Annotated in this window: 22 protein-coding genes; 14 read left to right on the top strand and 8 right to left on the bottom strand. The window is 63.2% G+C overall.

Features of this window, described 5'->3' with window-relative positions; genetic code table 11:
* Positions 1–105: 105 nt before the first annotated feature.
* From M9890_10765 to rsgA, 3 genes are all read right to left on the bottom strand, one after another.
* A complete protein-coding gene (locus M9890_10765) occupies positions 106–1803 on the bottom strand; it encodes a class A beta-lactamase-related serine hydrolase (protein MCO5177432.1) in 1698 nt (565 codons plus the stop codon).
* Positions 1804–1893: 90 nt separating this feature from the next.
* Positions 1894–2349, bottom strand: a complete 456-nt coding sequence (locus M9890_10760) for a DinB family protein (protein ID MCO5177431.1) — start codon at positions 2347–2349, stop codon at positions 1894–1896.
* A gap of 53 nt (positions 2350–2402) precedes the next feature.
* Positions 2403–3347: a ribosome small subunit-dependent GTPase A gene (gene rsgA / locus M9890_10755; GenBank protein MCO5177430.1), complete on the bottom strand. Its 945-nt coding sequence runs from the start codon at positions 3345–3347 to the stop codon at positions 2403–2405.
* A 219-nt stretch (positions 3348–3566) separates the two neighbouring features.
* Between rsgA and M9890_10750 the strand changes: the two genes are divergently transcribed.
* The 3 genes from M9890_10750 to M9890_10740 all read left to right on the top strand — a co-directional run bounded on the left by M9890_10750 (position 3567) and on the right by M9890_10740 (position 6054).
* Positions 3567–4199, top strand: a complete 633-nt coding sequence (locus M9890_10750; GenBank protein MCO5177429.1) for a DedA family protein — start codon at positions 3567–3569, stop codon at positions 4197–4199.
* A 195-nt stretch (positions 4200–4394) separates the two neighbouring features.
* Positions 4395–5117: a hypothetical protein gene (locus tag M9890_10745; GenBank protein MCO5177428.1), complete on the top strand. Its 723-nt coding sequence runs from the start codon at positions 4395–4397 to the stop codon at positions 5115–5117.
* Positions 5118–5184: 67 nt separating this feature from the next.
* The gene (locus M9890_10740; protein MCO5177427.1) at positions 5185–6054 is read left to right on the top strand and encodes a hypothetical protein; all 870 of its coding nucleotides are present in this window, start codon (positions 5185–5187) and stop codon (positions 6052–6054) included.
* Between the two features lie 87 nt (positions 6055–6141).
* On the opposite strand, the gene hemL is transcribed toward M9890_10740, so the two are convergent.
* On the bottom strand, positions 6142–7446 hold the full coding sequence (gene hemL, locus M9890_10735; protein ID MCO5177426.1) for a glutamate-1-semialdehyde 2,1-aminomutase: 1305 nt from the start codon (positions 7444–7446) through the stop codon (positions 6142–6144).
* A 109-nt stretch (positions 7447–7555) separates the two neighbouring features.
* The gene (gene hemA / locus M9890_10730) at positions 7556–8833 is read right to left on the bottom strand and encodes a glutamyl-tRNA reductase (protein ID MCO5177425.1); all 1278 of its coding nucleotides are present in this window, start codon (positions 8831–8833) and stop codon (positions 7556–7558) included.
* A 322-nt stretch (positions 8834–9155) separates the two neighbouring features.
* Between hemA and M9890_10725 the strand changes: the two genes are divergently transcribed.
* From M9890_10725 to cadA, 7 genes are all read left to right on the top strand, one after another.
* The gene (locus tag M9890_10725) at positions 9156–9671 is read left to right on the top strand and encodes a MarR family transcriptional regulator (GenBank protein MCO5177424.1); all 516 of its coding nucleotides are present in this window, start codon (positions 9156–9158) and stop codon (positions 9669–9671) included.
* 52 nt (positions 9672–9723) lie between these two features.
* The gene (locus M9890_10720) at positions 9724–11316 is read left to right on the top strand and encodes a DHA2 family efflux MFS transporter permease subunit (protein ID MCO5177423.1); all 1593 of its coding nucleotides are present in this window, start codon (positions 9724–9726) and stop codon (positions 11314–11316) included.
* A 135-nt stretch (positions 11317–11451) separates the two neighbouring features.
* Positions 11452–12726, top strand: a complete 1275-nt coding sequence (locus M9890_10715; protein ID MCO5177422.1) for an MFS transporter — start codon at positions 11452–11454, stop codon at positions 12724–12726.
* Between the two features lie 117 nt (positions 12727–12843).
* Positions 12844–13209 (top strand): DsrE-related protein, encoded by a 366-nt coding sequence (locus M9890_10710; protein MCO5177421.1) that lies wholly within the window; start codon positions 12844–12846, stop codon positions 13207–13209.
* Between the two features lie 218 nt (positions 13210–13427).
* Positions 13428–14333, top strand: a complete 906-nt coding sequence (locus M9890_10705; protein ID MCO5177420.1) for an LLM class flavin-dependent oxidoreductase — start codon at positions 13428–13430, stop codon at positions 14331–14333.
* 146 nt (positions 14334–14479) lie between these two features.
* Positions 14480–14878 carry a metalloregulator ArsR/SmtB family transcription factor gene (locus tag M9890_10700; protein MCO5177419.1) on the top strand — a complete coding sequence of 133 codons (399 nt, stop codon included), beginning with the start codon at positions 14480–14482 and terminating at the stop codon, positions 14876–14878.
* Complete coding sequence (gene cadA, locus M9890_10695; GenBank protein MCO5177418.1) at positions 14875–17223, top strand: cadmium-translocating P-type ATPase; 2349 nt, start codon at positions 14875–14877, stop codon at positions 17221–17223. The genes M9890_10700 and cadA overlap by 4 nt, the downstream gene beginning before the upstream one ends.
* A gap of 11 nt (positions 17224–17234) precedes the next feature.
* On the opposite strand, the gene M9890_10690 is transcribed toward cadA, so the two are convergent.
* On the bottom strand, positions 17235–18071 hold the full coding sequence (locus tag M9890_10690) for a carbon-nitrogen hydrolase family protein (GenBank protein ID MCO5177417.1): 837 nt from the start codon (positions 18069–18071) through the stop codon (positions 17235–17237).
* Between the two features lie 243 nt (positions 18072–18314).
* Here M9890_10690 and M9890_10685 point away from each other — a divergent pair, with 243 nt between their 5' ends.
* The 4 genes from M9890_10685 (at position 18315) to M9890_10670 (ending at position 21192) form a co-directional block, all read left to right on the top strand.
* Entirely contained in the window at positions 18315–18854 is a 540-nt protein-coding gene (locus tag M9890_10685) for a hypothetical protein (GenBank protein MCO5177416.1), read from the top strand.
* A gap of 38 nt (positions 18855–18892) precedes the next feature.
* Positions 18893–19576, top strand: a complete 684-nt coding sequence (locus M9890_10680; GenBank protein ID MCO5177415.1) for an RraA family protein — start codon at positions 18893–18895, stop codon at positions 19574–19576.
* Positions 19577–19582: 6 nt separating this feature from the next.
* Positions 19583–20245: a FapA family protein gene (locus M9890_10675; protein ID MCO5177414.1), complete on the top strand. Its 663-nt coding sequence runs from the start codon at positions 19583–19585 to the stop codon at positions 20243–20245.
* A 227-nt stretch (positions 20246–20472) separates the two neighbouring features.
* Entirely contained in the window at positions 20473–21192 is a 720-nt protein-coding gene (locus M9890_10670; protein MCO5177413.1) for a creatininase family protein, read from the top strand.
* Positions 21193–21362: 170 nt separating this feature from the next.
* Here M9890_10670 and M9890_10665 read toward each other — a convergent pair whose 3' ends face one another.
* Complete coding sequence (locus M9890_10665) at positions 21363–21593, bottom strand: cold shock domain-containing protein (protein ID MCO5177412.1); 231 nt, start codon at positions 21591–21593, stop codon at positions 21363–21365.
* Positions 21594–21684: 91 nt separating this feature from the next.
* The coding region (locus M9890_10660) for an aminotransferase class V-fold PLP-dependent enzyme (GenBank protein MCO5177411.1) at positions 21685–22416 on the bottom strand (732 nt) is incomplete at its 5' end.

The raw sequence follows: 22416 nt of genomic DNA, 5'->3' as shown, positions 1-22416 counted from the left end.
TGCGAGTGATTGCATCGCAACTACTATCGGAACACCCCCACGCTGGTGAGGATGTTCCGTATTGTAACCAGCGTCGTCACGATCCTGACATCTCGCGCCACCCCGCTACCGATATTCCCCACTCATCGCCCGCCACGCCACCGCCGAGGCGTCCGCGCCGTGGTAGTAGGCGTCAATCCAGCTGGGTCCCCAGGATCCGAGATAGGAGATGGCGTAGGCATACTCGTGGCCGTTGCGGTTGAAGACGACGATGCCGGCGTCGTTCCAGGTGTTGTACGGCTCATAGACAAGGCCAATCTTGTGATACAGGATCGTGTCGTCGGGCAGCGGGCCACCGAGCGAATACTGCTGGCCGGGGATCGCGAGCGTCATACTCCAGAGGACGTAGTCACGCGCCCAATCGTTCAGACCGCTGCGGCCTTCCCAGATCGCAGCGAGCGCGCGGTTCATGTCGTTGGCGGTCAGCAAGTTGTCACCTTCGCCGTAGCCGTAGTCGCCCCAGTAGTCGGGCGGGTGGCTGAGGATCGAGGAGGGCATACCGAGGCGCTGCATGATCTCGTTGACACGGCGGATTCCAGCATTGATGTCACCGTTACCGGCGATGCGGATCAGCTCGCGGGCCGGAGCAGTGTTGCTGGGTCCCATCGCTGAACGCACGAGGTCGTCGACATCGGCGGTGGTGTATTTCCCGGCGCTGATGTCTTCGGCGATGGCAACCATGATGAAGATCTTGGGCGTGCAGGCCGCCGGCTGCTGCCGGTCACCATTGATCGCAATCGTCCGGCCGGTCTGCAGGTCGGTGACGGCGACTGCATTCTGCCCGGCCCAGTTGCCGACCATGCCACGGAGCTGCGCCTCCAGGTCGTCCATGAACGGCGACGGGTTGGCAGGCAGTTCGATCTGCGGAGCGTTTGCGGGCGGAGCAGAGCCATAACGCCACTGGTAGTAGTGGCTGCCAACATTACCGGCCTCGACCTGCCAGCCGGCCGGGTTGTCCGGCGTCCAGGTCAGCACGCGGCGCTCAAAGACCTGAACGAGGACGGTCTTCGCGGTGCCGCCAACACGGACGTTGGTCCAGTACGGCTCGGTGATCGGATAGCCAGTGGCGTAGTACGGGTTGGGGAAGAGCGCTGCGTCGCGGTAGCGGTCGTCCTCGTAGACCCGGCCGGACGAACGCATGAAATCCCAGAAGACGCTGGCAACCTGATGGTCGATACCAGGAACGGTCAGGGGCTCGACAGCAGTGATGCTATACGAAGCCAGTCCCGGATCGTCGGTGACCACTCCGGCGCGATCGATGCGCTGGGTAATCGTCGAGCCGTCGACGGGTGGCGGATCAGCCAGATGGCTCTGGAAGCTGGCATAGGTCGGCGCGGCTGGATCATCAAAATCCCCAGCCACGTTCACCTGCGCCGGCTGGCGTGGCTCGAAGGTGTCCGCGCCGGTCTGGAGCTGACCTGTGACCAGTTCCTTTGCGAGCAGCCCGTTGGTGATGTACCAGATCGAGGATGGGTCGGCGGCCGGATCGGTCGCGATCTCCATTCGGGTCTTCTCAAAGTAGCGGACGGTGCGTGTGCCATTCGGCGCGTCGGTGGCAGTCTCGATTGTCTCGTCGGTGAGCGCCGGACCCCACATCCAGGTGCGGCTGACCATGCCAGCAGCGACCGGGGCATCGGTGCGTTGCCAGGTGCGGGTGATGGCGTCATCACCGGCACGCGCGGATGCAGGAGCGACGAGTAACCCACCAACAGTCATCCAGATGGCTAAGGCGAACGGTATCAACCACCGACCACGGTTCCCCATGTCGCACTCACATCCTGCTATTGGTCGCAACTTCGCGAGACGCATTGTCTGCGCAGCGTAGCGAGAAGTCGGGGCTTTTGCAAGGGGAGGCTAGCTCTGGCCCGCTTCAATCAGCTGGCGGGTCAGCAATGCCTGTCCGATGTGCTCGCGGGCGTGCTCCAGCGCGTGGATTGCCATCCATGCTCCGGTGCGCGTCGTGTCACCGCGCGTGATGGTGTTAGCGAGAGCATCGTCGGTGAGATCACCCAACCAGTTGTACACCTCGGTGGTGGTCGCATCGATCTGAGCGATGAACTCGTCGGCGCTGCTGACCTCGACGGAGAAATGCGATTCGCGATCGCGATCAAGCGTGATACCAACGGAACCTGCGACGAGTGAACGCTCGGCATCGAGGGCGTGCGAGAGCATTTGGGCGATCGAGTTGGTGTCCTTGCCGTCGAGCGGCTTCCAGTTGAGCGCTTCGGCGCTGAGGCCGTGGACGACCTCGCGCATGGCGATCTGCTGGTCGGCGAACATATCACGGAGTGCGGTTGCGACAGCGTTCATACGTGTCCCCTCAGGTTGGCCGGGCCGTCCTGTGCGACCGGCGCGCGTGCTGCTTAGCCACCATCCAGCACGAATGAGAGGTAGCTCTCGTAGCGGGCCGGATGAATGTCGCCAGATTCAACAGCAGCGCGTACCGCGCAGCCAGGCTCGTTGACGTGGCGGCAATCGGCATAGTAGCACGATCCGAGGTAGGGCCGAAGCTCTGGATAAAGCTGATCGAGATTGGCCATGTCGACACCCCAGAGTTGCAGCGCGCGAATGCCGGGGGTGTCAGCGACGTACGTGTCGGGGCCAATGTGAAAGAGCGTCGTCCAGGTCGTCGTGTGACGACCCTTGCCGGTTGCGCTGGAAATCTCGCCAGTGCGTTCGGCGAGCCGCTCGGGTGCGATGGCGTTGAGCAGGCTCGACTTGCCGACGCCGGACGGTCCCGCGAACGCGCTGACCTTGCCTTCCAGATGCTGGCGCAGTTCGTCCAGTCCGACGCCGGTCTTTACGCTCGTCTCGACAATCGGGTAGCCGGCGGCGCGATACGGCTCGTGAAAGCGCTCGACGTCACCCGGCTCGGCAAGGTCGATCTTGTTGACGCAGAGTATGGCGTCGATCCCGCGTGCCTCGGCGATCAGTAGAAAGCGATCGACCAGGCGCGGATGCGGCTCGGGATGGTGGATGGCGAAGACCGCGACGAGCTGGTCCGGGTTGGCGACGATGACCTGCTCGACATCAGCCGTGCCGCGAGCCAGGCGCGAGAGCGAGCGCACGCGTGGCGCAATCTCTTCGACGACACCTTCAGGTGGTTCGGCTTCGGGTGTGGTGAGGGTCGCCGTAACGCGATCGCCGACGGCCGCCGGGTTGGTGCCACGGCGCGGGCGTTTGAGCATGCCCCGCAATGTGCAGCGCAGGAGTCCCGCCTCAGTTGAGACGTCGTAGTACAGGCCGTAACCCCGGACGATGACGCCGGTCAGCGTACTGCCGGGTTCCATTTCGCTGAGTCTGGGCAATCGCACCCCTGTCGTTAATCGTTCGCACCGCACAGGGTAACCACCCCGTCGATCGGTGCATTCCCGACAGTATATTGAGGAGGCCGCCGCTGTGCGCGGTTTGGATTCAGACTCGGTACCGGCTATCCTTCGCGATTGGCTCGCCGACAACCGGCGCTTACCAGACCACTGTGCCTGCGGTTCCGAGGCAACGGAGCCGGACAATAGGGGGAAATCGTCGTGCTGAGCGGCCTGCAGGATCAGATCATTCGCATCGTGGACACATTTGGATATCCCGGGATTACCGGACTGATCCTGGCTGAAACAGTCTTCCCACCGATACCGTCCGAATTGATCCTGCCGCTGGCCGGGTTCCTCGCTGGGCAGGGGCATCTGACACTCATCGGGGTGATGCTGGCCGCGACGATTGGCTCGGTGATCGGCGCTCTGCTGCTGTATGGCCTCGGCCTCTGGTTCGGGCAGGAACGCCTCTACGCGTTCATCGGACGATTCGGGCGCTTCTTCCTGCTGAAGCCGACCGACCTTGATCGCGCGAACGGCTGGTTCGAGCGCCACGGCAGCAAGGCCGTGACGATCGGACGCGTCATCCCGGTGGTCCGCAGCCTCATCTCGCTGCCGGCCGGCGTGACGCGGATGCCGCTCGTCCCGTTCATCATCTATACGGCAATCGGGAGTGCGATCTGGAATGGCATGCTGGTTGGCTCGGGCTGGATCCTGGGCAACCAGTGGGAACGCGTCGCCGGAGTAGTGGAATATTTCCAGTACGCGGTTATTCTGGTCGTGCTTGTCGCAGTGACCTGGTTCGCCTGGTCTCGGCGCAACGAGTGGCGCGTCTGGTGGGTCCGCAAATAGCGGATGCCTGACTCGTTTCATTCCGTTTCAGTTGAACGATTTTCCCAGCAGGGAATCACTCTCTTCCCTTCCTGTGACTACGATTCACAGCATTGATCGTTGACCGGGTATCGCCTGACTGCAGACGGGCAGCCCGGGATGACGCATCTGGGGACACACCGGTAACCCCTGGTGCGAAGGGGGGAGTCGCCGATGATGGCTGACTTCGAAATTTCAATGTCCGGCGACGAATTGCCGGACGAGGTTGTCCGCTTAGCGCTTGCTCGTGCGCTGATTTCATCGCATGGTGCCCGTGTCGACACTGCGGGTGGCGACGTGCTGTTGCGCATCACCGGGATCGACTGGTGGGATGTCGCGCTGGACAACCAGATCCTGATCGACGCGTTGTGGGGCGGCGACGAGACTGACGCACTGGTGGCGTTCGATTTTGGTTCCGGTGAGTGGGCCGTCGTGCGGTTCGATCTGCTGGGTCGCCAGGTGCTGACTGCGGTCGTGCCGATGAGCGAGCAGGACGAGCAATTCCGGCAGCTGATTCGCAGCTGGATCTGGGAGAATGGCTGGCCACGCGGACACTTCCCACAGGTGCTGGCATCCATCGCGGTCGGGGAAGCCTGGCTGTGTCGTGAGCTGGTCGTCGCGATGCGAGGCAACGGCCCTGAGCTGGCCGACATCATCGAACGGGCTGGTGAGTCACGACTGGACCCGCAGATGGCGTTCGAGCTGTGGGATCACGCCGTCGTTGTTGACGGCGATGGACCGCCGCCTGAGCTGTTCGCATGGAACGCCCGCGGCGTCGACGGAGCATTCGCAGCCTGGCAGGACGGACTTGCCATCACATGGGACGATACGGGTCAACCGTTGCAACATGAGGACGCGCTGCGGTTGTGGCTCGTCTGCCAGTACTTGACGATTTCCTGAATGGTCGTCTACCTGTCGCGAGCACCCGCGACTGCGTCGACGACCGACACACGAGGAGAACGCACTGATGGCCACCGACGAACGCGACCGGATGATCGCCGAGCTGACTGAGCTGGCCGGTGACCCAACGCGCTGGGCCGACGCGGAGCCCGATGACCTGTGTCAGGCCGCGTTCCTGGGCCTGATGCACTACGGCGTCACAAACGATCCAGCAGAGGTGGGCCAGCTCGTTCCGCTCTACAACGCCGTTGTTCAGCGAGTTCCCATCGAAGAGCGGCTGGAGCTGCTCCAGCAGGTCACAGGGGCGGTCGAGCAGCAATCGGTGTCCGGGAACGCGATCATGCCTTTTTTGCTCGTTGACCCGGAACACCAGATCATTTCGACCGCGGCTTTGAATCTCGCTGTGCTTACGCCGGGCGACGACCCACTCACAGGCCCACGGGAAGTGCTGCAGATCGCGGTTGAGCAGGTAGATGAAGCGCAGCAGGATACGCGGACGAGTATGCTGGCCGGATTGATTCTGCTGGGAGATCGGCGCGTCATCGAGATGCTCGGCCCTTGCTGGGAGCTGGTGGATGCGAAACACCGCCATGATCTCGCTCGCGCAACCTCCGGCTTCATCTACGCGGCGGTCGTCGATTTCTACCTCGACTGGCTCGATGACTGCCTGAAATCCGGCGATGAATCGCTATTCGGCAATATCGCGGCCCAGCTGGCGCGCATGCCGAAGCAGGCCGGTGCCCGCAAGGTGTTCGAGATGGAGCGGATCATGCCGGCCTGGAATGCGCCAGACGGTGTGCCAATCCGCTACAAGGAGACGTGGGGCATCAACGAATATGCGCGGAAGATCGAGCCGCGCTTTCGTGACCTGCTGGCGCGTGAGTCTGAGCCGAAGGTGCTGCCAATGGTAATGCAGATGTGGGGGCTGTCGGCGTAGGCGGCATTCACCATCTAGCACCGACACGACTCGCCGGTGCAGACAGTCTTGGGTGAGGCCGGGACGCGAGCGTCCCGGCCTCGCGCGTTAGCCGATCTGGCGCATTGCCGCTCTCGCCGCCTCTATGGTCTGGTCGATGTCGGCGCTGGTGTGTGCGGTGGACAGAAAGCCCGTCTCGAACTGCGACGGCGCGAGGTAGATGCCCTGTGCAAGCATCGATTGAAACCAACGCCCAAATCGATCGGCGTCGCTGGTGGCGGCGTCGTCCCACGAGTGGACAGGCCGATTGTTGAAGAACATGCCGAACAGACTGCCGACCTGCGCGGTCTGCACGGGGATGCCGGCATCAGCGGCAGCTTCAGCAAGCCCTTCGATCAGTCGAGTTGTCGAGTGCTCCAGTGCTTCGAAGACACCCGGCTGGCCGATCGCGCGAAGTGTTTCAATCCCGGCAGCGACGGCGAGCGGATTGCCGGAGAGTGTCCCAGCCTGATACATCGGGCCGGCCGGAGCGACCTCCTGCATGATCTCGCGCTTACCTGCGTAGGCAGCCAGGGGCAGTCCACCTCCGATAACCTTGCCGAGCGTGATGATGTCCGGCTCGATGCCGTAGAGCGCCGCCGCGCCACGCGGGCCGGCGCGGAACCCGCACAGCACCTCATCGAAGATCAGCAACGCGCCGTGGCGGCTGGTGATGTCGCGCAACCCGTCGAGGAAGCCGGGCACCGGCGGGACGAGCCCCATGTTTCCGGCGACCGGCTCGACGATGATGGCCGCGATCTCTGAGCCGAACGAAGTAAACAGCTCCTCTACCGAGCCCAGATCGTTGTAGGTGGCAACCAGCGTGCTCGCGGTGGCCCCGGCCGGAACGCCGGGAGAGTCGGGCAGACCGAGTGTCGCAACGCCGCTGCCGGCCTGAACGAGCAGCATATCGGCGTGGCCGTGGTAGCAGCCCGAGAATTTGACGATGCGGTCGCGACCGGTCGCTGCGCGCGCCAGCCGGAGCGCCGTCATCGTTGCTTCGGTGCCGGAGGACACGAGTCGCACCATGTCGGCACCGGGGACCAGACTCGCCAATAGTTCGGCCAACTCGGTTTCCGCTTCCGTCGGCGCGCCAAAGCTGGCACCGTTCGCCGCCGCGCGGGTGACGGCCTCGACGACTGCCGGATAGGCGTGGCCAAGGATCAACGGTCCCCACGACAGGACATAATCGAGGTATTCGTTGCCATCGATGTCGCGGATGTGAGCACCGGACCCACCGGCAATAAAGACCGGTTGCCCGCCAACGCTCCGAAACGCGCGCACTGGGGAGTTCACTCCACCCGGAATGACCCTGGTCGCGCGATCAAACGCAGCGATCGACTTCGCATGACTGATAGTTCGTGTTTGCGCCATTGGGAACGCTCCTGTTCAGTATTGTCTGCTAGTCATAGGTCTTGCTGTGGGACACCCTTTCGAGGCACACCACCGCCCGGCTGTACGCTGAACGGTTGCATGCACGTACCTAGTCCGCGTGGGTGTCGGAGGGCCGGGGCAGGTCGAAGAATTCGGCGGCGGCGCGTGCGGCAGATTCGTGATGCCCGTTCGCTGCCGCAGTACGCAGCGTGACGATTGGCTGATGAAGCATCTTGCCAACAATACCGACGCTCAGCGCGCGAACCACTTCACGATCCCGCTCGGACAAGTGCCCCAACCGTCGCAGCGCGCGTTCAACCTCGGCCTCACGGATCTGTTCCGCGCGATCCTGAAGCGCGCGAATTGTCGGCACGATCTGTCGTGTTCCCAGCCACTCATCGAAATGATCGACCGCCTGATCGATCAGTCGCTCGACGCGGACAATCTCGCTGTCATAGCTGCGTCGGGTCGAATCGGCGATCTGCTCCAGGTCATCGACGGTGCGCAATCGGACGACGGGATCATCGGCCAGCGCCGGGTCGATGGTGCGAGGGACGCCGAGGTCGACGATGAGCAGCGGTGCGCCGCGCCGATCTTTCAGCGGCGGCAGGACATCCTGCCCGAGGACAAAGTCGGGCGTACTGACTGCCGAGAAGACGACAGCCGCATCGGTCAGCTCGTCAGGCAGGTCAGACAGTGCAACATAGCGACCTTCGACCGCAGCCGCCAGCGCCTGTCCGCGAGATGGCGTGCGATTCACGATGACCAGATCGGCAGTGTTGGCGGTGCGGAGCACCCGCGCGGCGATCGTCCCAATCTCGCCCGCGCCGAGGACGATGACACGTTGACCCGCCAGCGAGCCGAGTTCCCGTGTGGCAAGGTCGATGGCAGCATGTGCGATTGAAAGTCGGTTCCGCGCGATGCCGGTGGACGTCCGAGCCGCCTTGCCGACGCGTAGCGCATCGGTATAGAGGCGCGTCAGTACCGGGCCAGCCGCCGCAGTCTCGCGAGCGGTTGCCAGCGCGTCCTGCACCTGGGTGAGGATTTGCGGCTCGCCGAGCAGCATCGAATCCAGCCCGCAACTCACTCGATAGAGATGGCGGACAGCCTCGTTGTCGGCGTGCAGGTAGGTCGTGGCAGCGACGGTCGTCGCCGGCAGATCGCGGGAGCCAACGAGGAACTGACGGAGCTCTTCGCCGCCGTCAGTGTCGCTATCAAACAGCCCATAGATTTCTGTGCGGTTACACGTAGAGAGGATGACCCCCTCGTGCGCTACCGCTCCAAGCTGCCGGACGCCGTCGCCGAGATTGTCGTTGCCAAAGGCCAGCCGTTCGCGGACCTCAATCGACGCGCGCTCGTGATTCGTCCCCAGCATCCAGAGTCGCACTGGGTGCGTGCCCTCTCGTCCCAACCTCCGCCACAGGGAAATCTGTGTAAACCTCGGCACTCTTAGGTGCCGTTCAAGGGTTACCGATTCCGTGCGCGTGCGTCAAGTACCCGGATAGCCCAGCGCGTCAGCAGCGAGGTGAAACGACGTTTCCTTCGCCTGTGACTGCGAAGATCAGCCGAAACGGCATGACGACAGCTGCTGCCGGAGACGTACTCACCATGAGCCGCGAACCTGTCCTCAACCCGACCACATGGACAGGTACACATCGCTTCGGAATCCGTATCATTCGTAATCCGAACTGATCGGATTGCGAGAGACGATGGCTATGCCAACCGACGAACAACAGATAGATGAAGCACTGGCAGTGCTGCCTGTTATTGGCCGCCGACTCTATGCCTCGCTGATGGAGCACCCGATGAACTCGGGGCGCTCGCTCGGACAGGTCAAGTCGCTTGGGTTCCTGCATCGGGCTGGCGCGTCGACACTTGGCGAGCTCGCACGCGGTCTGGGCATCTCCCTGCCAACTGCGTCCGAGCTGGTCGATCGTCTTGTCGACGATGGACTCGTGATCCGCGAAGTCGATCCCGACGATCGCCGTCGGGTGCGGATCGATCTTACGCCGCTGGCTCGCGACCTCGGCAAGCATTTCCACGACATGCGGCGCGCGCAGGTGCGGGCTGCTCTGGAATCGCTGCCCGACGAGCAGCGCGCGGCATTCGTTCCGGCGTTGCGCGCGCTGGCAATGGCGATGGAGCGTGAGCCGCGTGATCTGTCCGGCTGCCCGCTAGCACCAAGCACGCTGCCACCGCCTGACACACCCGAGTCGTCGTCATAGGCGGCGCAGTCCATAACGTGTTCCATTCCCATGTCACTGATGAAGGGGCAACATGGCAACAACCGTATCCCCGCGCCCGGCAACAATGCCGGCCGATGCGGAAACTGAACCGACGCGAAATCCGTGGCTGATTCTGGTCGTCCTGTGCGCAGCGGTCTTCATGCTGCTACTGGACTCGACGGTCGTCAACATCGCACAACGCAAGATCCAGATCGGCCTCGGTGCCACGCTCTCCGAGATCCAGTGGGTGCTTGACTCCTATATCCTGGCCTACGCCGTTCTGCTGCTTTCGTTCGGTCGCCTGGGCGACATCTTCGGGCGCAAGAAGCTGTTCATCGTCGGTATGGCGATATTTACGGCGGCATCGGCGCTATGCGGGGTTTCGAGCTGGCTCGGCGATCTGGTCGGCATATCCGGCGTCAACGCCCTCATTCTGGCGCGCGTGCTTCAGGGCGTCGGTGGTGCGTTCATGATGCCGCAAACTCTCTCACTCATTACTGTTGTCTTCCCGCCTGACAAGCGCGGCGCAGCGATGGGGATCTGGGGCGGCATCGTCGCGCTCGGCGCGGTGATTGGGCCGATTGTCGGCGGCTTCATCGTGACCGACTACGCCTGGGAGTGGGTCTTCCTGATCAACGTCCCGGTCGGCATCATCGCGATCCTGGCGACGATTGCGATCGTTCCGGAGTCCGTGGACCCGCACGCCAGCCGACGGATCGATTGGGGCGGCGTCGTGCTCTCAGGCACCGGAATCTTCGCGATCGTCTATGCGCTCATCGAGGCGAACAGCATGGGCTGGACCGATCCGTTGATCGTCGGCCTGTTCATTCTCGGCGTCGTGTTGCTGGCAGCATTCGTCTGGTGGGAGAAGCGGCTCGAAGATCCGCTGATGAAACTCGAGCTGTTCGCACTGCGCAACTTCTCAGTTGGCAACGTCATCGCCTTCGTCGTCGCCTTCGGTATGCTCGGCATCTTCTTCCCGATGACGCTGTTCCTGCAGGGCGTCCTGGGCTTCTCCCCAATCCGTGCCGGGATGACGATGATCCCGATGTCAGTGATGATCATGGTCGTCGCTCCACTCAGCGGACGGCTCTCGGACCGCATTGGCGCGCGCTGGATCCTGACTGGCGGGCTGGCGCTCATCACGGTCGGCATCCTGCTCATCATCGCGTCGATCGATACGTCGACGACCTGGCAGTCGCTGTTCCCGTCGCTAATCGTGACCGGCACCGGGATGGGCATGACCTTCGCCCCGATGACGGCAGCGGCGATGCGCGAGGTTCCGCCACGGATCGCCGGTAGCGCCTCCGGTATCCTGAACACGACGCGCAACGTCGGGCAAGTGCTCGGGATCGCGGTTCTCGGTTCGGTGCTACAGTCCTGGGTGGGTATCTACACCGGCGATCGACTCGAAGGTATCGCGCTCGATCCGGCAGTCCGGGAGCGGCTCGTCACCGCGATCAAGAGTAGTCAGTTCGAGCTGGTGCAGCAGATCGTGCCGCAGGATCAGGCGGCGTTGCTACCGCAGATCTTCAACGAGATCCAGCTGGCGTTCGTCTCCGGCATCCACAACACGTTCCTTGTGAGCGCGGCTATCTGCGCTCTCGGAGCCGCGACGGCGCTCCTGATCCGAAACGACGTGTAAGGTCAATACCGACGGGGCGCACGGTCAGCGCCCCGCCCGAAATCAAGCCTCGCCTCATTCGCCAACATCAGCGATGATCTGAAGGGGAATCCGACCGCAATCAAGATCCGGCGCTTGGGGGGAGTGGTGGATGGCGTGAGCGACAGACGACGACAACGAGACATCTGGTCGCGATTGCCGCGCGGACTGGCCGCATTTCGCTACCGCAACTACCGTCTGTTCTGGTTCGGACAGCTCATCTCGGTCACCGGCACATGGATGCAGTCGCTGGCGCAATCCTGGCTGGTTCTGACGCTGACACCTTCGGCGTTCCTGCTGGGGTTGGTCAGCGTCTTCCAGTTCGCACCGGTCCTGGCAATCGGTCTCTTCGCTGGAGTGATCGTCGACCGGGTGCGCAAGCGCAATCTGCTCGTCGTCACACAAGCGCTCTCCGGCGTGCTGGCCGGTCTGCTGGCTGTTCTGACGTGGAGCGGTCACATCGAGCTCTGGATGGTTTACGCGATCGCCTTCCTGCTCGGGACCGTGAACGCATTCGATATGCCAACCCGCCAGGCATTCGTCGTCGAGATGGTCGGCAAGGACGACCTGATGAACGCCATCGCGCTGAACTCCTCGTTGTTCAATGCGGCCCGCATCATCGGGCCGGCGGTGGCTGGCGTGCTGCTTGCCGCTGTCGGTCCGGCAGCGGCGTTCGGGATCAACTCGCTGTCCTATCTGGCAGTGATAGCCGGCTTGCTGATGATGAAGCTCGGGCCGCACGTCGATGTCGCGCGCGGACGCGGCCTCGAGCAGTTGCGCCAGGGCCTGCACTACGTCCGATCGACAGAGAGCATCCTGCGACCGATCATGCTTGTCGGCCTGGTGGCCACGTTCGGGATGACCTTCAATGTCTGGATCCCGCTGCTTGCCAAGCAGGATCTGCATAGTGGTGCCGGTGGTTTTGGACTGTTGATGGCCGCTTCTGGCGTTGGCTCGCTAATCGGTGCGCTCGCCCTGGCCTTCCTCGTCACGTCGGTCAAGCGCTGGATGCTGTACTCGACCGCCGGAGCCCTTGGCGCGCTCGACATCGTGCTTGCGCTAGTCGGCGCAATCCCACTGGCTATCGGGATCGCGATGCTCGTGCTGGCAGCCATCGGCTTCTGCTCAACAACGACGATGGCGATGGCGAACACGACTGTCCAGACGAGCGCCCCAGACGAGCTGCGCGGGCGCGTCATGAGCGTCTACACGACCGTCTTCGCCGGCACAGCGCCGTTCGGTGCACTGATCGCCGGAGCGATCGCCAGCAGCTTCGGCACGCCCGTTTCACTCCTCGTCGGCGGCATTGTCACGGTCGCAGCCGTCGCGTCTGTCGCCTTCTGGAATCAGCTCCGCCGCAGCCTGCCGGTTCGAGCGGAGCAGATGGAGTAGTTTCCCCAGACCTGAGCAATCAGCCGTTGCACCATGGCAGCCCACCTGGGAGATCATGATAAGGTCGCGTCGCATGGCTGGCGCTGGGTCAGCCGTGAACGAGAGGAATACTTCGCGATGAAAGTCGCTTACGTTTTCAGCACATCCGGCCATACTGCCAGTTACAAGCTGGGCAAGATGATCCTGCCGCAGCTGGAGGAGGGTCGGCACGGGGTTGAGGTCGTCGGGATGATGTTCTTTGACGACAACACCTATGTCCTGCGCTCTGGCGATCCGGTCGGCGAGCGACTGGCGAAGGTAGCCGCCGAGCAGAACATTTTGCTGATGCTCTGCGATCAGTGCGCCATCGAGCGCGGCCTCGCCACCGGCGAACCGGGCGATTGCCAGGTGAGTGGCACGGTTGCGGGCGTACACGTCGGCTGCTTCCCCGATCTCTACGGCGCGCTGGCCGGAAATCCGCCGGACCACGTCATCACGCTCTAGCTGAGCGCGTTGATCCTCGTGGCGCTGCCTCATCGTCGCTACCTGCAAAACGCAGCAGCGCCACTACCACACCTATCTTTCTCCCATCGAGCACCATTGCGGCTGTCGGCAACGGTGGCCGCCAACTTGAGGGACAGCGACGAAACCGCCAGATGCGGGTACCCTGTCGCTCCGGTGGGCGGTGTGTCCGCCGACCGATCGATGAAGGGGGAGTCTGAGTGAAGGTAGGCACGATTCTGATGCTTGGTGGGAACGGGGATAACCCGAACCCACGACCATACGCCGAAGTACGCGACCAGGCATTGCAGGCGGAGCAGGACGGATTCGACTCCGTCTGGATCTACGACCATCTGCTCTATCGTTTTCCTGATACGCCGGAGTTCGGCATCTGGGAGGGCTGGACGATTCTCTCGGCGCTCTGCGAAGCGACCAGCCGCGTGGAGCTTGGGCAGCTTGTGATGTGTGCGGCATGGCGAAATCCGGCACTGCTGGCGAAGATGGCGGTAACGGCCGACGAGGTGTCCGGCGGCAGAGTGATCCTCGGGCTCGGCGCAGGTTGGCACCAGCCAGAGTTCGAGGCGTTTGGCTATCCATTCCATCATCTCGGCACGCAGTTCGAGGAAGCGCTCTCGATCATTCGCCCGCTGCTGCGCGACGGCTCGGTCGATATGCAGGGCGCGTTTTTCTCGGCCAACGACGCGGCGATGATTCCACGTGGCCCGCGGCCCGGTAGCCCGCCGGTGCTGATCGCGGCCCGTGGTCCACGGATGCTCCGGCTCACTGCCGAGCACGCCGACATGTGGAACGCGGCCTGGTTTGGTGGGACCCGCCTCTTCCTGGACCGTCTCGCGGAGATGACCGCCGCCTGCGACGAGGTCGGGCGTGACATCTCGACGCTCGAGGTGACGGTCGGCATCAATGTCGCGTTCAGCCATCTCGGCGAGACGGCGGGCGATGACCATGACCCGGACAAGGTACTGCTCGGCAGCCCAACCGAGGTCGCACAGGGCCTGAAGGCGTTTGCGGATCTCGGCGTATCGCACGCCATCTGCAACCCCACCCCGCACACGCCAGCCGGCTTTGCGGCGCTCGGCGAGGCGCTCGCGATCTACCGCTCCCTCTAACCACCACCTCGACGACAGGTTGCTTGCACCCCGACCTGTCGTCGGGTATTATCAATACATGAATAGTAACTCATATCTTGAGACCCAGTATCAATACGTTTCAAATCGAACCGAACCACGTGGTTCGTGAGCAGGGGAGGGCGATGATGGCTAGACCACGCAAGGTCGATCAACTGCGCCAGCCGACTCCAAATACCGCAGAGGTCGTTCATCTGGACGCCGTTCGTGCCGCACGGAAAGCAGTGCCATCCCAGTCGGTACTGGCAGGAACCACCGAGCTGTTTGGCGCGCTGGCCGATCCGACACGCCTGCGGATTTTGGCGGCACTGGCCGAACAGGAGCTCTGCGTCGGCGATGTCGCCGCGATTGCCGGATTGAGCCAATCCGCCGCATCGCATCAACTGCGCGTGCTGCGCGATCGAGGACTGGTGCGCTTCCGTCGCGAGGGTCGCCTCGCCTACTACACACTCGATGACGATCACGTTGTCGGTCTGCTGGGGCAGGCACTGGATCACGTCACGCATCGGATGGAGGAAGGCGCATGAGTGCGACAGCTCGACTCCCGCTGTCCGGATTGCTGACGCCGGAGGTGGCTGCCTGCGAGCAGTGCCGAGGTCGCCTGGTCAGCAGTCTGCGCACCGTGACCGGCGTATCCAGTGCCAACCTCGAATCAAGCGGAGTGGCGCTTGCTCTCGCCTACGACCCATCACTGACATCGACGACGGCCCTGGAGGAGGCTGTCCGGGCCGAGGGCCGCGATCTGGCCACTGAGTTCGTCCACGAAGTGTGGCCGGTCGAGGGGATGGACTGCGCCGATTGCGCTCGTAACATCGAGCGCGGCGTTGCGCGGTTGACCGGTGTCCAGAGCGCCGAAGTGAACTTTGCCGGCGCACGGCTGGCTGTTGAATACGCCGCTGCTGAAACCAATCCGGCGACGATTGCACGAACAGTCCAGTCGATGGGCTATCGGCTCGGGCATGACGAGTCAGCCGAGATGTCATCCGGACGTCTGCGCAGCATCCTTACCGACCGCAAGAACCTGCTCGTGCTGGCCGGTCTTGGCCTGACTGTTGTTGGCATCGCGCTTGCCGTCGCAGGCGCGCCCGAGTCAGCATCGATCGCCGCTTGGGCCGCGGCGGTCGCCGTCGCCGGCTGGCCGGTTGCCCGCAAGGGTATCGCGACGATCCGGGCGACCCATCGGCTGGACATCAACGCGCTGATGATGATTGCCGTGGTCGGGGCCGCCCTCATTGGCGAATGGCTCGAGGCTGCGACGGTTGTTGTCCTGTTCTCACTTGGAGAGGCGCTTGAGCGCTACACGATGGATCGCGCGCGGAATTCGATTCGGTCGCTAATGGCGCTGGCACCGGCCGAGGCGCTGGTGCGCCACGGCGACCACGAGCATCGTGTGCCGGTTGCCGAGGTCTCGCCCGGCGATGTCGTGATCGTCCGTCCGGGAGAGCGTCTGCCGGTCGATGGCGTCATTGTCGCTGGTGCTTCGGCAGTCAATCAGGCTCCGGTTACTGGTGAGAGCATCCCGGTTGATGTCGCTCACGGTGCAAGTGTTTTCGCTGGGACCATCAATGGCCAGGGCGTGCTCGATGTGCAGGCATCCCGCAAGGCCGCCGATTCGACAATCGCCCGCATCATTCGCATGGTCGAGGCGGCGCAATCGCAACGCGCGCCGTCGCAACGCTTCGTCGATACCTTCGCGATGTACTACACCCCGGCAGTGATCGCGATCGCCGCCGCCGTCGCCGTCCTGCCGCCGCTCCTCGGTGGCGGGGATTGGGCCGGTTGGCTCTACCGCGCGCTCGTCCTGCTGGTGATTGCCTGTCCGTGCGCACTCGTGATCTCAACACCGGTATCGATCGTCGCCGCGATCTCGGCGGCTGCGCGAAGTGGCGTGCTGATCAAGGGCGGAGCGCATCTGGAGGCGGCCGGCTCGCTGCGCGCGCTCGCTTTCGACAAGACCGGCACGTTGACCGTTGGCCAGCCGCGCGTTGTCTCGATCGAGCCGCTCGATGGCCGCTCAGCAGACGAGATCCTGGCGCTCGCCGCAGCTGTGGAACGCTACTCCGAACATCCGTTGGGTGAGGCGATCGTCACAGCCGCACACGACCGCAAGATCAACACTGGCAACCAGATCGTGTCCGACGTCAGCGCCACCACTGGACGCGGCATCAGCGCGCGCGTCGGTGTCACGTTCGTCCGCATCGGCTCAAGCAGCATGCTGTCCGCCGACCTTGCTGCACCGGAAGCCGCGCAACTGGCGGCGCTGGAGGAGCGCGGCCAGACGACGGTGCTAATCGAGGAGGACGGACGACTCGTCGGCATGATCGGCATGGCTGATCAGGTGCGGCCCGAGGCGCGCGAAGCCATCGCCGCCATCGAGCGGGCCGGCATCCGCGAGACAGTGATGCTCACCGGAGACCGCCCGGTCGTCGCGCAGGCAATCGCCCAGCAGGCTGGTGTCGACGATGTCCGCGCCGGGCTGCTGCCGGACGACAAAGTCACCGTCATTGAGGAGCTGCTGGAACGCCACGGTCGCGTCGGTATGGTTGGCGACGGCGTCAACGACGCACCCGCGCTTGCGCGTGCCACAGTTGGCATCGCGATGGGTGCGGCCGGCACCGACACCGCTCTGGAGACCGCCGACATCGCACTAATGGGCGACGATCTCGGCAAGCTCGCCTTCACCGTCCGCCTGTCACGCTCGGCCAAGCGCATCATTGCTCAGAACATCGGCTTCGCGCTGATCCTGAAGGTCGTGTTCCTCGTCCTGGCAGTCGGCGGTGCAGCCACTCTCTGGGAGGCAGTCTTCGCCGACGTCGGTGCCTCACTGATCGTCATCCTTAATGGTATGCGGCTGTTGCGGCAGAGCGAGTAGGGCAGGTGACCCTACACTTCCACCTTCTCGCGGTACGTCGCTGGTCGGCGGTTGGCGAGGGAGGGGAGCTGGGTGCGGATTTTCCGCAGCGCATCGAAGTCGAGGTCGGCGACGACAACGCCCTCACCGTTGGAGGCGTCGGCGACGACCGTGCCCCAGGGATCGATAATCAGGCTGTGGCCGTAGCACTGCGCGTTTGGCTCGTGCGCGCCGAACTGTCCCGGAGCGAGGACCCAGGTCTGGTTCTCGATCGCTCGGGCGCGCAGCAGGACGTGCCAGTGATCCTTGCCGGTGAACATCGTGAATGCGGCCGGGACGAGCAGCACCTCTGCGCCGGACAGCGCCAGCAGCCGGTACAGCTCGGGGAATCGCAGGTCGTAGCAGATGGAGAGTCCGACGGTATGTCCGTCGATTTCGGCGGTCACGATCTCGTCGCCCGGCAGAATCGTCGATGATTCATTGGCTGTTACATTGCCGGTCAGGTCGATATCGAACAGATGGATCTTGCGATAGGTTGCAATGATCTCGCCCTGCGGATTGACGACGACCGACGTGTTGTAGAACTTGCCGTCAGTCTCCGACAGCTCGTGAATCGAGCCGCCGTGCAGGTAGATCCCATGCAGGCGCGCCTTCGCGGCGAAGCGCTCGGTCGTCGGGCCGGGGATCGGCTCCGCAATGGCCTGATGCTGATCGCGTGGCCCAAGAAAGCTGACGTACTCCGGCAGCACAACAAAGCGCGCTCCCTTCGCAACTGCTTCGTCGATCAGCTCCTCGGCACGCTGGAGGTTCGCTTCCTTATCAGCCTGCGTGTTGATCTGCACGAGCCCAACCCGCATCGTGTCGCCCATGTCGCCTATCCTCTCGGTTCAGATGCTTGCCAAAGTACGCTGCATCCTCGAGTTTACTTGACACGCGCGACGGCACGGGGCTCGTGGGCGAACATGAGGCACTGAAAGGCATACTGGTTGAATCGGAAGCACGTCCGCCGGAGGTCTCGGTTGTGACCCTGTCCCGTCGCGACAGGCGTCGAGCGCGGTCGATATGGGTGGTGTGGCGAAATCCAGGTACGCGCCTCCGGTCAAGTCGAGCAGATGCGCACCGAAGGAATGGCAGCTGTGATACTTCCCAAAGACCGTGATCCTCGCTTCGTGACGATCCGACGCGGTGGGACACTTACCGACGCAGATCACCGCCTCCTCGCCCTGTGGGCGGCGTCGTGTGCGGAGCACGTGCTCAACCTGTTCGAGTCAGTGAAGCCCACGGACTCGCGGCCACGCCATGCGATCGAACAGGTCCGGGCATGGGTGCGCGGCGATGTTTCGATGTCCCAATCGCGCACAGCAGCCGGCCATGCAAACGCCGCAGCCAGAGACCTGACTGGGGCGGCCCGGAATGCCGCGTTCGCAGCTGGTCAGGCGGCGGCGGTCGCGCACGTCGCGGCGCACGAGCTCGGCGCGGCAGCATATGCAATCAGGGCCGTGCAAGCCGCCGCGCCGGACGGAGAGGAGCAGCGCGTGGGGCGGTTCGAGTGCCATTGGCAGCGCGAGCAGCTCCCTGAGCAGATTCGAGAGCTCGTGCTCGACGATCAACGATTACGAAACGATATCTGTTGGTCGGTGTTCACCTGCTGAGTGAGCATCGGTGCGTGAGGAAAACAGGGAACGAAGCGATGATCATCATTAACGAGCGTGTCGATCCGGGTGTGCCTGCTGACCTTCTCGAACGCCTGCGCGCCATCCCGCCGGCCACGATTGGCCACGTCCTCCACTTTGGCTTCATGGACAACGCCCTGCGCCCGGCCGGCAAGCGCAAGTTCACAGTCTGTGGGCCGGCCTTCACCGTCCGCGCGATGGCGGTCGACAGCTCGATTGTCCATGTCGCGATCGATCGCGCACAGCCGGGCGACATCCTGGTAATCGACCGCAACGGCGATGACAAGCACGCCTGCTGGGGTGAGATGACCTCGCTCGCTGCACACGTCAAGGGGCTCGGCGCGACCATCGTCGATGGACCGTTGACTGATGTCATCGAGATCGAAGAGATGGGCTACCTCGTGTTCAGCCGCGGCATCTCGCCAATCACGACGCGAGGGATGGGTCTCACTGGCGAAATCAACACAGTCGTGCAGTGCGGCGGCGTCAGCGTTTCCCCCGGCGACATCATTCTGGCCGATGACAACGGGATTCTGGCGCTAAAGCCGGAGCAGATCCCAATGCTCGTCGAGCGCTGCGAGCCGCTGGCACAGGCCGAACCGGAGAAGCGTCGTCGTCTGCTGTCCGGCGAACCGCTGCCAGACATATCGAGCGCAAATCGCAAAGTTGCAGCGACGCTCGAGGCGCAGCGCGGTCACTAAGTCGTCATGATCGATCGATATGGGTATTGTGGTCGTGCTCTCTACCGCCGGATGTCGCTGATTGTCGTAACGATCTTGCTGCTGGCAGTTGCCTGCGGCGGAGTCGATAACAACGACGGCAGCACATCGCAATCTCCCGGAGCGGCATCTGCAACAAGCACGCTGCCGGCAGTTTCAGGGAGTGCTGACAAAGACGTCTGCGCAAACCTTGGCAGCCAGGTGAACGACGATATTGACGTGCCGACCAGCGCGACCTGCACGCTCGACGGCATCACCGTCGATGGCAACGTCAAGCTCGCCCGCAACGCGACGCTCCATGCCCATGGCGCAGCGATCAAAGGCGACGTACAAGGCGAAGGTCCCGCAACCGTGAACGTGCTGGATGGTTCGACGGTAGGCGGCAACGTTCAGGTTGAGCACGGCGGCAGCGTTGAAGTCTCGAACTCACGCATCAATGGTGACATTCAGCTTGAGGAGAATCGCGGCGCGATCGCCATCAACGGCAACATCGTGGGCGGCAACATTCAATTGGAGAGCAACGTCCGCAGCATCGACCTGCGCGAAAACGCAGTTGACGGCAACCTGCAGTGCGAATCAAACGTCTCCGCGCCAACCGGTGCGGGCAACACCGTTACGGGCGACAAGGAAGGGCAGTGTTCGGGGCTGTAGTGAGTGCCGGTTGCGGTGCGCCCCGCCGTCTCCAGGTGAATCGCGGACGTTGATCCTCGGCCAGGTTCAATCGACTGGACTCCTCGTCATTGGTGCTTCCACGACAGATGGCGTTAGCTGATGTGACTTCTTCGCCAATTTCAAATCGTCGTGTAAGTGTGGGAATATGTCTGCACTCCGCACAACAACGAGTGAAAGTGGAATGAACGGCAGGAGGCGCAATGTACATGCTCGAACAACCCTGGTCTGACTTCGACGCAATTCGCGAGAAGACTGATCTCGTCATCGTGCCAACTGGCGCCACTGAAGTCTATGGGACCCACTTACCGGTCGGTACAGACACAATCGTGGTCACCCACATTGCGAAGCTGGTTGGCGCACAGCTTGGCGCGCCGGTGCTGCCAACCTTGCCAGTCGGGTTCTCCCGCTCGCTCGGCGACTTTCCAGGCACCTTGACGGTCTCAACGGCGACGTTGACAGCCTATGTGCGCGAGTCAGTTGAAAGCGTCATCTCGTGGGGGTTCCACCGCGTCCTCTTTATCAATAGTCATCGCGGAAACATCGGCCCAATCGGTGAGGTCGCCATGTCGCTGCAGAGCAATCACGGTGTTCGCTGCGCGCAAGTCTTCTGGTGGGATTACGTCGCAGCACTCGTCAAAGACGTAGTTGACACCGGCGCGCACGCCAACGGACATGCCTCCGAAATCGGCACATCGATCATGCTGCACCTTGAGCCAGACTTCGTCGTTCGCGACCGGATTGCAGATCACACCCCGACGGCAGCGGTGCCGTACGCCGACATCATCCAGTACAAGGGCATGCATGCGCGCTCCGACACCGGAGTAGTCGGCAATCCTGCTGTCGCCACTGCAGAAAAGGGTGCGGAGATCATCCGGCGCGGTGTCGACCGCATCGTCGCGTTCGTGACAGACGAGTTTTCTGATTGATCGGCGAACGCCCGTAAGCCTGTGCCATCGACGAGCCTCAGTTCAGCGGCACGCGCGACGTCGACTCGATGCATCGCTACATAACGGATCCATCTCGGTTTCGGTGAAATTCACGTCACCGAAACCGAGATGCCGTGCGTTCACCCGCAGGGCGTGACGCAGCGTTCGAGCTACTCCTCGTCGACGATCCGGACGTTCGAGGCGCGGTTGCGCTCCGGGTGGCGTGGGTCCGGCTCTACGTCATACTCAACCTGCTGGCCTTCGTGCAGATCGGCAATGAAGCCGCTCAGCAGCGCTGACTGATGAAAGAAGACGTCCGACCCACGGCTGGGTGCGCCGTCCGGCGTGATGAACCCGAAACCCTTGTCGGGAAGAATCGTCTTGATGGTCCCTTGTGGCATGTCGTCCTCCTGTGTGCCCGCCGCTTGGCGGTGTGTCGTGCAACACCACGCGCAATCTCGTTGCCAAGGCATCACAGCAAGGCTCAAAACACTAGTGAATTGCCGGAAAACTGGCCATCGCCATCACTAGCGCATCCACCTCATCGCGGTCGGTATAGAGGTGGATTGCGGCGCGGATGCGGCCGGAACTGCCACTGACCAGGACGCCTTCCTCCGCTAATCGTGCGGCGGTCGCCTTACAATTGCGATCCTCCCAGGCGACGATGCCCGCACGCTGATCCGCATCGGACGGAGTCATCACCGGCAAACCGAGTGCAGCGGCCCGTTCACGAAGATGTCCGCTGAGCGCCAGCACGTGGTCTGTGATTCGGGCGATGCCGGTTTGCAGCAGAAGCTGCACGCCCTCGTTCAGCGCGTAGATTCCGAGCATGTTCGGTCCGCCAAGCTCAAAGCGTCCGGCGTCTGGCTTCAGCTCGTACGGAAACTGCAGATCATCAACAACGCTGAACCAGCCGATTCCGGCCGGCTCGGCGGACGGCATCCGACGTCGATTCCAGTACAGGACGCCGAGCCCATGGGGACCGAGCAGCCACTTGCAGGTTGTGACAACGACAAAATCGCACGCGTCGGCCGGCACGGGTACGACGCCAAGCGACTGAGTCGCATCAGCAGCGACGATCGTGGTCGGATTGCGCTGGCGGATCAGCTCGGCGGCGCGCTCCAGGTCGATCCGGGTTCCGGTGCGATATGAGACGTGTGAGAGAAAGACGAGGCGAGTCCGCCCGTCAACCTGCGCAGCAATGGCCTCGGGGGCGATGTCCCA

Source organism: Thermomicrobiales bacterium (assembly GCA_023954495.1).
Taxonomy (GTDB): domain Bacteria; phylum Chloroflexota; class Chloroflexia; order Thermomicrobiales; family CFX8; genus JAMLIA01.
This window is presented reverse-complemented; position numbering and strand designations above follow the sequence as displayed.

What these genes read in the sequence shown, in the direction of transcription:
- M9890_10765 (MCO5177432.1), bottom strand. Translation starts at nt 1,803, where the DNA reads ATGGGGAACCGTGGTCGGTGGTTGATACCGTTCGCCTTAGCCATCTGG.
- M9890_10760 (MCO5177431.1), bottom strand. Translation starts at nt 2,349, where the DNA reads ATGAACGCTGTCGCAACCGCACTCCGTGATATGTTCGCCGACCAGCAG.
- M9890_10745 (MCO5177428.1), top strand. Translation starts at nt 4,395, where the DNA reads ATGGCTGACTTCGAAATTTCAATGTCCGGCGACGAATTGCCGGACGAG.
- M9890_10740 (MCO5177427.1), top strand. Translation starts at nt 5,185, where the DNA reads ATGGCCACCGACGAACGCGACCGGATGATCGCCGAGCTGACTGAGCTG.
- hemL (MCO5177426.1), bottom strand. Translation starts at nt 7,446, where the DNA reads ATGGCGCAAACACGAACTATCAGTCATGCGAAGTCGATCGCTGCGTTT.
- M9890_10725 (MCO5177424.1), top strand. Translation starts at nt 9,156, where the DNA reads ATGGCTATGCCAACCGACGAACAACAGATAGATGAAGCACTGGCAGTG.
- M9890_10720 (MCO5177423.1), top strand. Translation starts at nt 9,724, where the DNA reads ATGGCAACAACCGTATCCCCGCGCCCGGCAACAATGCCGGCCGATGCG.
- M9890_10710 (MCO5177421.1), top strand. Translation starts at nt 12,844, where the DNA reads ATGAAAGTCGCTTACGTTTTCAGCACATCCGGCCATACTGCCAGTTAC.
- M9890_10700 (MCO5177419.1), top strand. Translation starts at nt 14,480, where the DNA reads ATGGCTAGACCACGCAAGGTCGATCAACTGCGCCAGCCGACTCCAAAT.
- cadA (MCO5177418.1), top strand. Translation starts at nt 14,875, where the DNA reads ATGAGTGCGACAGCTCGACTCCCGCTGTCCGGATTGCTGACGCCGGAG.
- M9890_10690 (MCO5177417.1), bottom strand. Translation starts at nt 18,071, where the DNA reads ATGGGCGACACGATGCGGGTTGGGCTCGTGCAGATCAACACGCAGGCT.
- M9890_10685 (MCO5177416.1), top strand. Translation starts at nt 18,315, where the DNA reads ATGCGCACCGAAGGAATGGCAGCTGTGATACTTCCCAAAGACCGTGAT.
- M9890_10680 (MCO5177415.1), top strand. Translation starts at nt 18,893, where the DNA reads ATGATCATCATTAACGAGCGTGTCGATCCGGGTGTGCCTGCTGACCTT.
- M9890_10675 (MCO5177414.1), top strand. Translation starts at nt 19,583, where the DNA reads ATGATCGATCGATATGGGTATTGTGGTCGTGCTCTCTACCGCCGGATG.
- M9890_10670 (MCO5177413.1), top strand. Translation starts at nt 20,473, where the DNA reads ATGCTCGAACAACCCTGGTCTGACTTCGACGCAATTCGCGAGAAGACT.
- M9890_10665 (MCO5177412.1), bottom strand. Translation starts at nt 21,593, where the DNA reads ATGCCACAAGGGACCATCAAGACGATTCTTCCCGACAAGGGTTTCGGG.